The organism is Bifidobacterium thermophilum, from assembly GCF_037482445.1.
GTDB lineage: Bacteria > Actinomycetota > Actinomycetes > Actinomycetales > Bifidobacteriaceae > Bifidobacterium > Bifidobacterium thermophilum_B.
Map to the genome: position 1 here is coordinate 154608 of NZ_JBBHLY010000003.1, position 14780 is coordinate 169387.

Here is a 14780-nt window from a genome sequence, read left to right on the forward strand (position 1 = left end):
CGATTGCTGGTGTGGCGATTGCTGGTGCGGTGATTGCGCGTTGCTATGCTCATGCCCGTTGCCCTGATTCGCCATCATGCGGAGCGCGTCGGTTGCTGCCTGCTGCCCGCCGGTTCCGCAGCTTGGAGTTCCGCGACCTTGAGCTTCGCGGCGCATAGCAGCAACGGCCAGGCCATGCAGTCCTCTTTGCTGATGCCGGTCAATCCGGTGATTTTTGCCAGACGGTTATACAGCGTCTGACGGTGAATCCCCAGTAGTTCGCACGCCTTGGAAATATTGCCTCCCACATCAAAACAGGCTTCCAAGGTGCGTATCAGCGGATCCTGATCCGGTAGCGCGTCCCCCAGCATCAGCGACTGCAATGCGCTGGCGGCGTCCCGCGTACGTTCAATGCCGAGCAGGCGTTTCGGCGCTGCGGCAAGCAGATTCGTCACTGTACCGGTGCCGGGCATGGCCGCGGCATCGTGCGCGGCGAACTGGAGCAGGCCGCATTCATCAAGCAGCATACCGACGCTCGGCACTGCCCTGCCGTATATGCACCATGTTCCGGGCAGCGCGGCTACATCTGCGAGCCGCCGTTTGAGTCGTGTCGCCGTATCGCCGCGATTGCCGGCCTTGCCGGTACCGGCGCTTTGGGCAGGGCCCGGATTTGCATCTGAGGCCGAGCCAGGATTCGTGTCCGTATCCAAGTCCGAGCCGGATCCTGCGCCTGAACCAGGCCCCTTGCTGTCGCCGCCATCAGCCGCGGCATACAACCCGAAAAGCATGCTCCCCTCCAGCACATCCGCGACGGTGTCCTCGTCTGAAGTATCCTCCTCACCATCGCCGGACAGGCACCGGGAGACGGCGTCGATTGACGACGACACCGAATCCATGCCGATAGCAAACGGAACCAGGTGTTTCACGTCATTCAAACCAATCGCCTGCAGCATGGCGGCCGCATCGTTGGCCTCCTGCTCGCCAGCCCGATAGCCGTTCGCCGGCCCCTGCAGCACGTGGGCAAGCATCGCGTTGCGGGGCTGCGTCTGCACGAACGCGGGCAGCACCTGTCTGATTACCTCATCAACTTGGCCTGCAATCCTTCCGTCTGCGAGACGATTGCGCTGGGTGATTTCGATACTTGCGAGCGGACCGCCGTTTTTACGCACGTCCAGCACCAGCGTCCGCTCCGCGGGATGATTGGCATCTGCCGGGCGAATCGACGGTCCGCAATGCGCGATTACCAGACCGTCGGAATCGAAAATCGCCACGGATTCGCCGAAAATCTCGTTGAGGATTTTCGCGACATCCTGCGCGGAACGGGCCGTGGCGAGCCGGGTACGCATCGTCGTGGTGAGCGTGTCGGTGCGCACCTGCACCAGCAGCTGATCCTTGACAATCGAGGTGTTGATGGACTGGCACAAGTCGATGAACGGCATGCGCCGATGCATGCCGATGACGGGCAGGCCGCGCTCGTCCGCGCGCGCGATCATCGCCTTGGGCACCCTGCGCACGCCTTCCACGAGTTCGATGGCAAGGCCAGCCACACCGGCATCCACAAGCGTGTCCACATATCGGATAATCTCGTCGTCGCCCATATGGCCGAGCAGCGCACTGCCCTCGATGATCACCAGTTCGCCGCCGGATAGGAACGACGCGATATCGTAGCGTTCATTCGTGTACGCCCAACGGACCGTGCCGCCCATGTCCGCTTCTCCCGCCTCGATCGTCGGATCGGTACGGGCGAACATCGGGTCCGTCATCACGTCATGCATCGTCAGCGTCATACAAACTGTCCATTTCTCGGCTTCGCGACGTCACCTCCACGTTACGGCAACGCGCATCATCGCGCCCACAATAGGCGACATACATTACGAACCCGATTCGTCGTACCGGCCGGCGCAAACCGGCAGACGACGGCACGGCAGCAGGAAGGAGCACACCATGACCACCAGAACCCTGTTCACCAACGCCCACATCGCCACCGGACAGCCCGGCAGCACCGCCGCCCAGACCGCCCCGCTCCAGGACATCCTCGTCGAAGACGGCCGTTTCGCCGCCATCGGCGAAGGCCTCGCCGCAAGCCTTCCCGCGCAAGGCTATGACATGACCGGCGTGGAAACCGTGGATCTCGGCGGCAAACTCGTCACCCCGCCGTTCTGCGACACCCACCTGCACCTCGACTACGTGTTCACCGCCCGCAAGCCCGGCGCCGTCAACGAAAGCGGCACCCTGTTCGAAGGCATCCAGCGCTGGAGCGATACGAAATCCGACCTCACCGTTGACGAAATCAAGGCGCGCGCCCGCAAGGCCATCGGTATGGAGCTGCGTCACGGCGTCCAGTACATTCGTTCCCACGCGGACGTCACCGACCCGAACCTCACCTCGCTCAAAGCGCTCCTCGAACTCAAGGAGGAGCTCAAAGACACGGTGACCATCCAGATCGTCTCCTTCCCGCAGGAAGGCATGTACTCCTACGAGGGGCCGAACGGCGAGAGCGGCGCGGATCTTGTGGAAGAAGGCCTGCGCATGGGCGCCGACTGCGTGGGCGGCATCCCGCATTTCGAACAGTGCCGCGAATTCGGCGAACGCTCCATGCACACTGTGGTCGAGCTGGCATCCAAGTACGACAAGCTCATCGACGTGCACTGCGACGAAACCGACGACCCGAACTCACGCTACGTGGAGCTGCTCAGCGCGCTCGCCTACCGTGCGGGCATCGGCCCCCGCACCACAGCGAGCCACACATGCTCCCTGGGGTCGGCCGACAACGCGTACTTCTTCCACCTGACCAAGCTGCTCAAGGCCGCGCACATCAACTTCGCGTGCGCCCCGACCGAAAACCTCTACCTGCAAGGCCGGCAGGACACCTTCCCCAAGCGCCGCGGCATCACGCGCGTCAAGGAACTCACCGACGCCGGTGTCAACGTGTCGCTCGGTCAGGATTCCATGCAGGACCCGTGGTACCCGCTCGGCAACGGCAACATGATGATCATCCTCGACTACGTGCTGCATGTGGCCCAGATGATGAGCTTCCCCGAAATCGATGACGCGATGAAGTTCCTCACCGTCAACGGCGCGACCACGCTCGGCATGCGTGACTCGTACGGCGTGGAAGTCGGCAAGCCCGCGAACTTCGTGGTGCTGGACGCGGACAGTGTGTTCAACGCCGTGTACGAGCGCTGCGACGTGCTACGATCCGTGCGCGACGGGCGGACGCTGTTCACCGCGACGACGAGCGTGGACTCCGCGACCGAACTGCTGTGAGCGCGGGTGCTGTGGCCGGTCACGGGTGGCCGCGAGCGAGACGGATTCCCTCTTTGTGAGGATTCGCTCGCACGATGGCCATCTGACCGGCCGGAATCAGCTGTTTTGTTGTGCTGACGGGTGACTTTGTGAGGGGCCGCTCACACTGACGCGGTTGGGCTGGCTGAATCTGCCCGATTCGGCGGACCTGAGGGTGTCTGTGTGAGGAGTCGCTCACATGGTGGCGGTTGGAACGGCCGGAATCCGTCAGTTTGCTGTCGTGAGGGGTGTCTTTGTGAGGATTGGCTCACGCAACCGGTGCCGCTATGACTGGATTGGGCCGGTGTGATGACCCTGGGCGTGTCCGTGTGAGGAGTCGCTCACACATAACTGTCATACTGCTCACGCGGTGGGCGGCGACATCGATTGTGCGTATGCCAAGACATACGTAGACCGCCAAACGCACGACAGCGCAGTGGCTGGGCGCTGCGATACCACCTGCCATGTATGCCTTGGCATGCGGAATTGCCCGGATGCATATCGGTGGTGCGTCGCCCGCCGTCTATATCGTCGGTTGCGTGTGTCCCGGCATGCGCAAGATGACGGTATCGAGGAGTCTGCGGACTGATGGCGGTGATATGTCCTGTCGCGTATGTTCTGCCATACGTAAGTCGTCAGAATTGGCTGGTATCTGAGTTTGGCCGATGCGTCCGCCGGGTTGCGTATGTCTTGGCATGCGAAAGTCATCCGATGTCCCTGGTTCGGCGGACAGGGTGCGGGATACGTTCGGTTGCGTGTGTCCCGGTATGCGCAAGGCGACAGATGTCGGAGAGCCTACGGCCTGGACTGGTAGGTCCGTCGGTTTGCGTATGTCCCGGCATACGTAAATGGCGGATCGCAGGCTGTTGAAGTCAAGCACTGCCACCCGGCTTGTCGGCTGTCGCGGTGGTGACTGCCGCGGTGACGGCCATCGTAGCTGTGACTATCGCGTTGCGACCGTTGTGACGTCGGCAGTCAGACATGATTGGTCGCAGCCTAGTCTGGCCCGTCAGGTCAATGTCCCGGCGTCTAGCGCTCGCCGCCGCGTTCATCCGCGCTCTGCGCCGCCTCGGCGATCGTGTCGCACAGTAACCGAATCCCCGGCGCGATCTGCCGAGAATCAGGCCGTACAAAATTCAGCCGGATATGACTGCTGTCGTCCTCGTCAACCGCGAACATGTCGCCGGGCATGAACGTCACGCCCGCATGCCGGGCGTCATCCAGCAATCGCGCGGCGCGCAGGCCGTCCGGTAGCCGCGCCCACAGGTAGTAGCCACCCAACGGCGTGCTCCAGCGCATCCCGTCCGGTGCGTACTGTCGCAAGGCATCAAGCATCAGGTCACGCCGATGCCCGTAGATTTTGCGCAATCGCCCGATATGCCGGCTGATACGCCCGCTGCTGAGCAGCTCCATGCAGATCAGTTGCGATGACGAGCTCGTATGCTGGTCGATCATCCGCCGCAGTGCCGCGATTCGGGCGATGACATGGCTGTCGGCCACCAGCCAGCCGGTTCGCAGCCCTGGTGTCACTGTCTTTGAAAACGTTGACAGGTAGATCACGTAGCCCGCGTTCTCCATGCCTTTGAGCGGAGTCAGCTCGCGGGGGCGCTGGGAAGGTGCGCCACTCGCATCGCCGGCGCCACTCGCATCGCCGCTGTTTCCCATGTCACTGATGTCGCCGACATGACTGACACCACCATGACCAATGCTGTCGATCCTGCTACGGTCACCCGTATCCATTGTTCCGGCGAGATGTCCGCTGTAGCACAGTTCGCCGTATGGGTCGTCCTCGATGACCAGGCATTGGTAGCGCATCGCGGTTTCGACGAGTTCGCGCCGGCGACGCAACGGCATGGTCGCGCCGCTCGGGTTCTGGAAGGTCGGAATGGTGAAGATCAGTTTCGGGTGGAATCGTTTGCAATACCCGTCGAGCAGGTCGGTGCGCATGCCGTGCTCGTCGATCGGCACGCCGATCACCCGCGCGTCCGCGGACCGGAAGGCCTGCAATGCGGGGAAAAACGTGGATTGTTCGACCAGCACGCAGTCGCCGGGGTTCACGAATGCGCGCACGCACAGGTCCAGCCCCTGTTCAGCGCCGGACAGCACCATCACGTTATCGGCGTCGCAGCGCACGCCGCGTTGTGTCATATGGTCGGCGAGTAGTTCACGCAGCTGGGGAAAACCTTCGATGGGGGACTCCTGTGTGGTGTGGAAATCCGCCGATTCGAACGCGCGGATGCTGACGCTGCGCAACAGATCGTCGGGGATATCCGCAGGATTCTGCGAGCCTGTCGCGAAATCGATGGCGTCGGGCGCCTGCTGCGCCTGGTCGGCGGCGGCGATGTCATGATAGGTGAATCGGTTCGAATAATCGCTGAACAGGATCTGCCAGGGTGGCGCGCCGCCTTGCCGGTCATCGCTCGCGCACACGAAAGTGCCGCGCCCCACGTGCGAGGCGATCAGGCCTTCTGATTTCAGTTGTTGGTAGGCCTGCAGGACGGTCGCGCGGTTGACGCCGAGCCGTTCGGCGAGCTCGCGTTCGGGCGGGAGCTTGTAGTTCGCGGCGAGCGCGCCGGAGACGATGTCTTCGCGCAGGGCGTTGACCAGTTGCCGGTACAGCGGGACGCTGCTGTGGCGGTTCAGTGTGATTGGCATGCGGCGGCGGCCCTCCTTCCTCCGGCTGTTAGCTTGTGGTTGTTGGTTTGTTGGTTTGGGCTTTCAGTTTCCGGCGTGATGTCTTGCGCGACATTCTAGCTGGGACTGACCGTGCGCGGTGCCGAGTGGGCGGTGGGTGGACAGTTGGGGTGACAGGTGGATGATGGGAGGATGGTTGGCGGCAGGTGTTGTTGTGAATCGGCCCGCTGTGTGACTGACGGGTCGCACGGTGTGACGATACCGGTGCGCGGGGCTTTCCGCGTCTTGATATCTGTCTGCGGTGTGACTGGTGTGTCGCATGGCGGCCTAGTGCTGGAGGTTCCGGTCAAGACTGTCTCGTTATCGGTCCGTGGCGTGATTGGTTGGTTGCATGGCGGCCGGGTGTCGGCGGGTTGTGCCCTGACTGGCCACCTATCTGCCTGTCGTGTGATTGTGCAGTCGCACAGCGGGCTGGTTTGTACTGGTCTGGTCTTGGTTGTGTCGGTATCGTTCTGCGGTGTGATTATCCGGTCGCACCGCGGGCAGATACCGGCGAATCGTGTCTTGACCAGCTGCCTATCTGCCTGTCGTGTGACTGTCCAGTCGCACAGCAGAGGGCTACTGACGGTTTCGGCTCCTGTCGTCTCGCTATCTGCCTGTCGTGTGATTATCCGGTTGCACGGCGGCAGGTTGTTGGCAGGTCCCGCGTCCGTCCGCTCACTCCCCGTCGCCCTGCGCCGCCATATCCGGCAGCCACCCGTGCATCAGGCACCGCCGGAAATCCCAGCATTCCTTCCACAGCGCGTCGGGCGCGGTGTGCGGCGACGGCTCCAGTTTCCACGACCAGTACATCCACCCCGCGGCCTGCCCGAAACAGTCGAGCTGCATGCGCGTGACATGCGCGAACCGGCGGCGTTGCGCGTCATCGAACTGGTCAAGGTCCATTTCCCCGGGGTCGAGGTTCTTCGCCCACTCGTTCTCCACACACCATTCGCCGACCAGTACCGGCACCACGCGCTGCATGCTGCGGATCCGCCGCCGCTGCCAGCGCAGGAACAGCCGGTACGCCCACGGGCTGTGCACCCGGGCGATCCGCTCGGCCGCCGACAAGTACACGTGCGCGTCCACGTACACGTTCGTCATCTGGTTGCGTTTGAAGAAGTCCCGCCACAGACCGAACCGGAATCCGTCGTGGAACACGATCGCCTTGTCGTCCGGCAGGTAGCGCCGCAATCGCTTGTAGGTCGCGCGGTAATACTGCCGCAGGAAACTCATCGGCACGTAGCTGGAATACCGTTTGTCTTTCGGGTTGCGCGCCACCAGTTTCTTGCGGTTGGAGAAGAACACCGGCCAGCTGACCGGCTCGTTGATGACTTCGATGCCGAACAGGGCTGGATCATGCCCGTAGCGGTGGGCGAGTCCTTCCAGCACGGTGATGGCTTTCTCCACGTTCTGCGGTTTCTTATGCCACGTGACTGCGCCGATCAGTCCGGAACTGTCGAAGCCGTTCTGCCCGCCCGGCGCGGTATGCAGGTCGAGCAGCACGCGCAGATGATACGTGCGCGCCCACGCCATCGCCTTGTCCACGTAGCGCCACGCGCCACCCAGCGGCGGCTCGGACTCGAACACGGTGTACGGCACCGGCAGACGCACCAGGTTCATGCCGCAGGCGGCGATCTCACGGAAATCCTGTTCGGTGATATACGTGTCGCGATGATGCCGGATGCGTTGTGCGAGTTGGCCTTTCGGGGCGACCGTCGCGAGCGTGTCCTCGTCTTCGGCCCGGTAGCCTTCGAACAATGCCGGCTCCATCCACTTCTCCAGGACCAGCCAGTTGCCGAGGTTCACGCCGCGGATCGGGGCGAGGCCACCAGGCTCGGCACCTGTATCCGCGGTAGTGGCGCGCCGAGGCGGAGACAACCGTTGCAGAGGTAATCGCTTCATCGCAGGCTCCCGTCTTTTTCCCTCACTGTAATACATGGGGCGTCGCGAAAACGCGCGATAATAGGCGATATCAGCGATTGACGAAACTCAGCAAGCCGGCGATGCTGGCCGAAGGCGGGCAGGATATGGAACAACAGGCAGGACAATGTGGTGAAACGCAAGCCGATGGCGGGCTTCAGGTCATAGGTGCGGATGAAACGTCCACGGCTGTTGTGAGCTCGCACGCCCCAACCGTCAGCATCATCGTGCCGGTCTACAACGCCGCCGCCGCGCTGCGACGCTGCATCGACAGCATCCTCGGACAGGAATACCGCGATTTCGAGCTCATTGCGCTTGACGACGGCAGCCATGATGATTCGCCCGCGATCCTCGACGAATATGCCGCCAAAGACCCGCGCGTCCGCGTCATCCACAAGCCCAACAGCGGCGTGTCCGACACGCGCAACCAGGGCATGGCGCTCGCCCGCGGCACCTATATCCAGTTCCTCGACGCGGACGACTGGATCACCGAAGACGCCACCAAACTGCTGGTGCGCGCCGCGGAACACAGCAGGGCTGACATGGTCATCGCCGATTTCTACCGTGTGGTCGGCGAGGGCACGTCCCGCAAGGGCGGGCTGACGGGCATCGACCGCGTGATTTCGCGCGAGGAGTACGCGGACGAACTGCTCAAGGATCCCGCGGATTTCTACTTCGGGGTGTTGTGGAACAAACTGTACCGGCGTGACATCATCCGCGACCATCGGGTGAGTATGGACACGAGTGTCAGCTGGTGTGAGGATTTCATTTTCAACCTCGACTACATGGTGTATGCGGCGAGCGTGTACCCGATTCACGTGCCGATGTACTACTACGTGAAAACCGAGGGGTCGCTGGTGAACCACGCGATGAAGCTCTCGGAAACCGTGCGGATCAAGCGCTATGTGTTCGACTATTACACCGAGTTCTTCCGCCAGGTGTACGACGAGGATACGTTCGCGCGCAAGCGGGCCAGCGTCTACCGGTATCTGATCGCGTGGGCGTCGGACGGTTCGGCGAATCCCGCTCTGCCCAGCACCAAGCGGCTTGGCGAGGAACGGCTTCCGCTGATTATGCCCGATGGCATGCGTGACAATCCGTTCATCGCGGCACATCTTGCGTCTCGGATACTGGACAGGTATTTGGAACGTATTGCCACGCAGTTCGGTATGGATCTGGGCGAAGTGCGGGTCATCGTGTTCCTGCACTACGGCGGTGATACCGCTGATTTCAAGGCGTTGCAGGATTATCTCGACGCCGGACGCGTGTCGGCGACACGGTTGGCAGAAACTCTGGCGCTGAAGGGATACGTGGACTCCAGCCTCACGCGCAAAGGCGCGAAGCTCGAACTGACAGCGAAAGCCGAGCCTGTCGAGAGGATGATTGACCAGGCGGCCGCGGATTTCGAACGGCTTGCCATGGGCGGGCTGCAGGCCGGCGAGACGCTGATTGCGGGAATTCGGGACGCTGCAGCGCGTGGCGAGGCCGAAACCCGGGAGGCGGTGGATACCGCGCGACGGGCGGCTGATGCCGGGAACGATGATGTGGATGCGGCGCTTGACGCGGCTGCCGCCCTTGGTGCAACTGGTGCGGCCGGTGCCGGGGACGCTGGCCGCGATGACGCGTCCGATGGCGGGGCCGCGGAGTGACAGCGTGGCGGTTTGTGCGTGATGTCGCGCAAGATGCGCACCTCAATCCGTGATTCTGCCGACGTGACATGACAGGAACCGGGAGACGACGTCGCAACTCCCGGTTCCTGCCCCGATTGCCCTGCTGGCACTATTCGCCGCGCCCCGCAGCCCTACAGCGACAGGAACAGCTCGTGCACGCGCGTGTCGTCGGTAAGTTCCGGGTGGAACGCGGTGGCGAGAATGTTCCCCTGCCGCAGACCGACCACATGCCCGTCCACCTCCGTCTCGACGGTGGCTTTCGGCCCAACATGCGCGACATACGGCCCGCGGATGAACACGAGCGGCAAATCGTGGATGTCGCCGAACGAGCCGACCGTCTGGAAGCTGCCCAGCTGCCGCCCGTACGCATTGCGATGCACAACCGCATCAAGCTCGCCGAAGTAGACGTTGTCGTCGTTGTCGAGCTTGCTGGCGAGCAGAATCATGCCCGCGCATGTTCCGAGCACCGGCTTTCCCGCGTCGATATGCTGTTTGATCGGTTCGAACAACCCGGTCGAATGCAGCAGCTTGCCTTGCGTGGTGCTTTCCCCGCCGGGCAGGATCACGCGGCTGATGGAGTCGTCGAAATCCTCGGCCGCCCTGAGCAGACGCCAGGACGCACCCAGCTTGTCAAGGGTCGCCGCATGTTCGGCGAACGCCCCTTGGACGGCGAGGATACCGGTGACGTCGTGCGTCTGGTCGCCGCCCTGCTCCTTTTCGATGTACTGGACCGCTACGACCATGTCACTCGCCCCTTGCGGCCATGATGGTCTTGATCTCGTCCTCGTTGATGCCGACCATGGCCTCGCCCAGGTTTTCGCTCAGGCGGGCGAGCAGATCCGCGTCCTGCCAGTTGGCGGTCGCCTGCACGATGGCGGCGGCACGCTTGGCCGGGTCGCCGGACTTGAAGATGCCGGAGCCGACGAACACGCCTTCGGCGCCCAGCTCCATCATGAGTGCCGCGTCGGCCGGGGTCGCCACGCCGCCGGCGGCGAAGTTCACGACGGGCAGACGGCCGTTGTCGTGCACGTACTTGGCCAGGTCGTAGGGAACTTCCAGCTTCTTGGCGGCTTCGAAGATCTCGTCGTCGCGCAGCGCCTGCAGTTCGTGGATTTGCCGGTTCATCGTGCGCATGTGGCGCACGGCCTGGATGACATCGCCGGTGCCGGGCTCGCCCTTGGTGCGGATCATCGCGGCACCCTCGGCGATGCGGCGCAACGCCTCGCCCAGGTTCTTCGCGCCGCACACGAACGGCACTTTGAACTGGGTCTTGTCGATGTGGTAAACGTCGTCGGCGGGGGATAGGACCTCGGACTCGTCGATGTAATCGATGTCGATGGCCTGCAGAATGCGCGCCTCGGCGATATGCCCGATACGCACCTTCGCCATGACCGGGATGGTGACGGCTTCCTGGATGCCCTTGATCATGGCCGGGTCGCTCATACGGCTTACACCGCCCGCCGCACGGATGTCCGCGGGGATGCGCTCGAGCGCCATGACCGCGCATGCGCCGGCATCCTGGGCGATTTTCGCCTGTTCCGGGGTGGTGACGTCCATGATGACGCCGCCCTTGAGCATCTGGGCGAGGTTCCTGTTGAGTTCCGCACGGTTTTCTTCGGCCATGTCAATCCTTTCCGGTTCGGACGGGTGGAGGCTGCCGCCGGTGTCGCGTGGTCGAATGCTCGCGAGTGTTGCGAGTGTTGCGAATCTGCGATTTTCCGCGGTTTTCTCGCCCGTCATGAGTGATTACGCATCATTATGGCGGGCTGATTGTTTGAAATCCATTACGAAATCGATCCAATCCGCGATTTTGTGACCCAGCCAATTCGCGATTGGATTGGTTGGGTGTGAGGTGGGGACGACTGGAATTCGCTGATGCTACTGGGTGGGAGGTGACTTTGTGAGGATTGGCTCACACGGTGGGGTCTGGCGCGGCTGGGTTTGGTCGGTTTGGCGGGTTGACGGGTGGTTTTGTGAGGATCGGCTCACACGGTGGCCGGTTTCGTGATGCCGGACCGGTGTGTGGGTGGATGGTGACGTCATCGTGTGAGGATTGGCTCACACATTGGGGGTTGACGCGGTTGGAATTCGCTGATGTTGCTGGGTGGGAGGTGACTTTGTGAGGATTGGCTCACACAGTTGCCGGTTTCGTGGTGCCGGGCTGGTGCCTGGGCGGATGGTGCCGTCATCGTGTGAGAATTCGCTCACACTCCGCTTCTTCCGCTTCCGTGCTTGTCTGTTTCCCGCTGCCCGCCACGCCGCCAGCCCGACACGCCCGCCCGCTTACGAAGCCGCGGATTTTCGGTTATGTTGAACGATGCGTGTCATGAGACACTGCGGCTATTTTTGTAGATTTCGCCTTTCATCAATGCGGCTCACGCATTTCGTTCGCAGGCATATCGAGGAAAATCAACGGATTCGGGATCACCCGGTCCGGGCCTCGCTGTCTGCATTCACGCCTGTTACGGCAGCATCCCTGTGCAGCATTCCTGTGCAGCAGCCTCCCCGCACGGCACATTCCCGCACGGCACATCCCCGCGCGGCGGCACCAGTACGCAACGGCACCGCATACGGCATACGCGGCGTACACGGCGAACGTCTCGAGCGTCTTGCGCGTCTCGAACGTATTAATCGCGGCGGCAATGTGCACAAACCCAGGGGCCGCGTCGGGGCACATCAGCGCCAAACGCGGCGGCAACGCGCGCAACACCGGGGATTACGTCGTAACTGCGCAAACCGCAACAACCAACGAGAGACTCCAGCGACAACAGCTGAACGAGATGAAAGGACAACCGTGACTTCGACCATCAAACCTGGCCGTGTTCTTTTCGTGGCAGGATTCGCCACATTCCTTGCCACATTCAACGAAACATTCCTTAACGTGGCATTGAACCCCATCATGCGGGACCTGTCGGTGAACGCCGGCACCGTGCAATGGGTGACGACGGCGTACATGCTCGCCGCCGCCGTGATGGTCCCGGTCGCCGGATTCCTGTACAAGAAAATCCGCACGTCACGTCTGATGGCGCTGTCCCTTATCCTGCTGTTCGCGGGCAGCATCGTCGGCGGTTTCGCCCCGAATTTCGCGGTGCTTGTCGCCGCGCGTGTGCTGCAGGCGCTCGGCACCGGCATGATTGTGCCGATCGGCATGAATTTGACGCTCGCCGTCGCGCCTAAGAACAAAATCGGCGTGTATATGGGCTTGATCGGCGCGATGACCACATTCGGTCCGGCGTTCGGCCCGATTGCCGCGGGCGTGCTGCTCGCTCACGGCACATGGCATGTCCTGTTCTTCGCGCTTGCCACCTTGTCCGCAATCTGCCTGGTGTGCTCGATCCTGTGGATTGGCGATATCGCGCAGCTGACACACCCGCATATGGATGCGCTGTCGGTGGCGCTCGCCGCAATCGGCTTAATCGGCTTGCTGTATGGCGTGTCCACGGTGTTCTCCGGCCAGACGGTCGCCGCTGTCATCGCGCTGGTGATCGGCGTGGCGGCGTTGGTCGCGTTCGTGGTGCGTCAGCGTCGTATCCCGGAGCCTTTCCTGAATCTGGAACCCTTCGGAAACCGCGCGTTCGTGCTGGGCGTACTGCTGGTGGTGGCCGCGCTGATGACGATTTTCTCGATGAATATCCTGCTGCCGATGTTCATGGAAAGCGCGCTGGGCTTCTCCCCGTTGCAGGCGGCGCTCACCCTGCTGCCCGCATGCCTAGTGTCCTGCGTGCTTGCGCCGGTGGCGGGTAAGATTTTCGACCGGTTCGGCGTGGGCTGGCTGGTGAGCATCGGCATGGCGATTATCGCCTGCTTCGTGCTCGCGCTGTCGTTCACGGGACGTTCGACGACCAGCCTGCGAATCGTTCTGCTGTATGCGCCTGCGATCGCCGGATGCTCGTGTGTCATGGGTCCGTCGCAGTCTTACGCGCTGTCCAGCCTTGACCGGCGGCTGTATCCGCATGGCGTGACGATTGTGTCCACGACCTTCCAGATCGCCGGATGCGTGGGTTCGTCGGTGTTCGTGGGGATTCTGTCCGCGGTGTCGGCCTCTCGCGAGGCTTCCGGACAGTCTGCGGCGGTCGGCGCTGCTGCTGGCTTCGATATGGCTTGCCGCGTCGCGTTCGTGGTGGACGTGCTGGGCTTCCTGGCGGCGCTTGCGATGGCGCGCGTGGAAGCGAAGGCGCGTGTGCGTGCCGCTGCCGGTGAGTCGCAGAAGCCGCAGGATCTTGAGCATGCCGACGAGCCGTCCTTGGCTGATGCGATGAAGCGTGACGTCTACTCGGTCACCGCAACCGCCAGCGCCTACGATGCGCTCGTGGTGATGGTGAACAACGGTACGACCGGGATTCCAGTGCTCGGCGATGACAACCATGCGGTCGGTTTTGTGACGGATGGCGATATCATGCGCACGCTGATTGGCGATACTGACGACAAGGCGTCTATGGCGTACGTTTACGCGTTGTGGGTGCAAGGTGACAAGTTCACGCAGCGTGTCGCTGGCTTGCGTGATATCAACGTGATGGAGATCTGCACGCATCGCGTGGTCACTGTGAATGTGCACGCCACGATTCGCCGCGTGTGCGAGATGCTTGCCGGCAACCGCATCAAGAAACTGCCGGTGACCGGTGGTGCTGATGGCAAGCAGGTGGTCGGTGTAATCAGCCGTTCCGACCTGATGCGATACATGGTCACCACCCTCGCGCCCGCGGGCGAGTGACCTGAGTGCGGGCCGAAGCTGGGCGTCGCGCCGGTGTGGTCACCACGGTGGTGCCTGCGGGCGAGTGACCTGAGTGCGGGCAGGTTGGGTGCGGGCGGTTGAGCGTCTGAGCCTGCGTCCGATGGTACGCAGTCACGGCCGCGGACCCCGCCCCTTCCTCGCAAACCGTCTACGCTAATCAGGCCCTTGGCGTAGACAGTTTGTGGTGCGATACAAACCGGTTACGCTGACTGGGCTTTTGGCGTAGACAGTTTGTGTACTTGCTCAAACTGGTTACGCTGGCGGGGTTCTTGGCGTAGATAGTTTGTGATGTTTCACAAACTGGTGACGCAAACCGGGCTTTTGGCGTAGACGGTTTGTGTATGCCCGGACATGCGTTGCGTGCCGGGCTGCTGGCGTCCCGCCCTGTTTTGGTGCCGAAATGTCGGTTTGTGTATGCCCGGACATGCGTTGCGTACCGGGCGATGGGTGTTCCGCTCTGCCGTGGGGCCGTAATGCTAGATGACGTATGTCCCGGCATACGCAAAGCCACAGAACGC

At 62.5% G+C, this 14780-nt stretch carries 8 protein-coding genes; 3 read left to right on the plus strand and 5 right to left on the minus strand.

Annotated features, from left to right (window positions below; all coding sequences use genetic code 11):
- Positions 1-74 precede the first annotated feature (74 nt).
- A complete protein-coding gene (locus WD012_RS03360) occupies positions 75-1766 on the minus strand; it encodes a PucR family transcriptional regulator (protein ID WP_339562380.1) in 1692 nt (563 codons plus the stop codon).
- A gap of 157 nt (positions 1767-1923) precedes the next feature.
- Between WD012_RS03360 and WD012_RS03365 the strand changes: the two genes are divergently transcribed.
- Positions 1924-3246 (plus strand): amidohydrolase family protein, encoded by a 1323-nt coding sequence (locus WD012_RS03365; RefSeq protein WP_339562381.1) that lies wholly within the window; start codon positions 1924-1926, stop codon positions 3244-3246.
- Positions 3247-4293: 1047 nt separating this feature from the next.
- Here WD012_RS03365 and WD012_RS03370 read toward each other — a convergent pair.
- Positions 4294-5919: an aminotransferase-like domain-containing protein gene (locus WD012_RS03370; protein ID WP_339562382.1), complete on the minus strand. Its 1626-nt coding sequence runs from the start codon at positions 5917-5919 to the stop codon at positions 4294-4296.
- A 696-nt stretch (positions 5920-6615) separates the two neighbouring features.
- Entirely contained in the window at positions 6616-7842 is a 1227-nt protein-coding gene (locus tag WD012_RS03375; protein WP_339562383.1) for a glycoside hydrolase family 5 protein, read from the minus strand.
- A gap of 77 nt (positions 7843-7919) precedes the next feature.
- Here WD012_RS03375 and WD012_RS03380 point away from each other — a divergent pair, with 77 nt between their 5' ends.
- Complete coding sequence (locus WD012_RS03380; RefSeq protein WP_339562384.1) at positions 7920-9509, plus strand: glycosyltransferase; 1590 nt, start codon at positions 7920-7922, stop codon at positions 9507-9509.
- A gap of 152 nt (positions 9510-9661) precedes the next feature.
- On the opposite strand, the gene pdxT is transcribed toward WD012_RS03380, so the two are convergent.
- Together pdxT and pdxS are read right to left on the minus strand one after the other, a co-directional pair.
- The gene (gene pdxT, locus WD012_RS03385; RefSeq protein ID WP_101451607.1) at positions 9662-10273 is read right to left on the minus strand and encodes a pyridoxal 5'-phosphate synthase glutaminase subunit PdxT; all 612 of its coding nucleotides are present in this window, start codon (positions 10271-10273) and stop codon (positions 9662-9664) included.
- Position 10274: 1 nt separating this feature from the next.
- A complete protein-coding gene (gene pdxS / locus WD012_RS03390; RefSeq protein ID WP_015449602.1) occupies positions 10275-11153 on the minus strand; it encodes a pyridoxal 5'-phosphate synthase lyase subunit PdxS in 879 nt (292 codons plus the stop codon).
- A gap of 745 nt (positions 11154-11898) precedes the next feature.
- Between pdxS and WD012_RS03395 the strand changes: the two genes are divergently transcribed.
- Positions 11899-14241: an MDR family MFS transporter gene (locus tag WD012_RS03395; protein ID WP_339562385.1), complete on the plus strand. Its 2343-nt coding sequence runs from the start codon at positions 11899-11901 to the stop codon at positions 14239-14241.
- Positions 14242-14780: the final 539 nt, after the last annotated feature.

Excerpts from the sequence above, each read along its gene's own strand:
- WD012_RS03360 (WP_339562380.1), bottom strand. The coding sequence starts at position 1,766 with ATGACGCTGACGATGCATGACGTGATGACGGACCCGATGTTCGCCCGT.
- WD012_RS03365 (WP_339562381.1), top strand. The coding sequence starts at position 1,924 with ATGACCACCAGAACCCTGTTCACCAACGCCCACATCGCCACCGGACAG.
- WD012_RS03370 (WP_339562382.1), bottom strand. The coding sequence starts at position 5,919 with ATGCCAATCACACTGAACCGCCACAGCAGCGTCCCGCTGTACCGGCAA.
- WD012_RS03375 (WP_339562383.1), bottom strand. The coding sequence starts at position 7,842 with ATGAAGCGATTACCTCTGCAACGGTTGTCTCCGCCTCGGCGCGCCACT.
- pdxT (WP_101451607.1), bottom strand. The coding sequence starts at position 10,273 with ATGGTCGTAGCGGTCCAGTACATCGAAAAGGAGCAGGGCGGCGACCAG.
- pdxS (WP_015449602.1), bottom strand. The coding sequence starts at position 11,153 with ATGGCCGAAGAAAACCGTGCGGAACTCAACAGGAACCTCGCCCAGATG.
- WD012_RS03395 (WP_339562385.1), top strand. The coding sequence starts at position 11,899 with ATGCGGCTCACGCATTTCGTTCGCAGGCATATCGAGGAAAATCAACGG.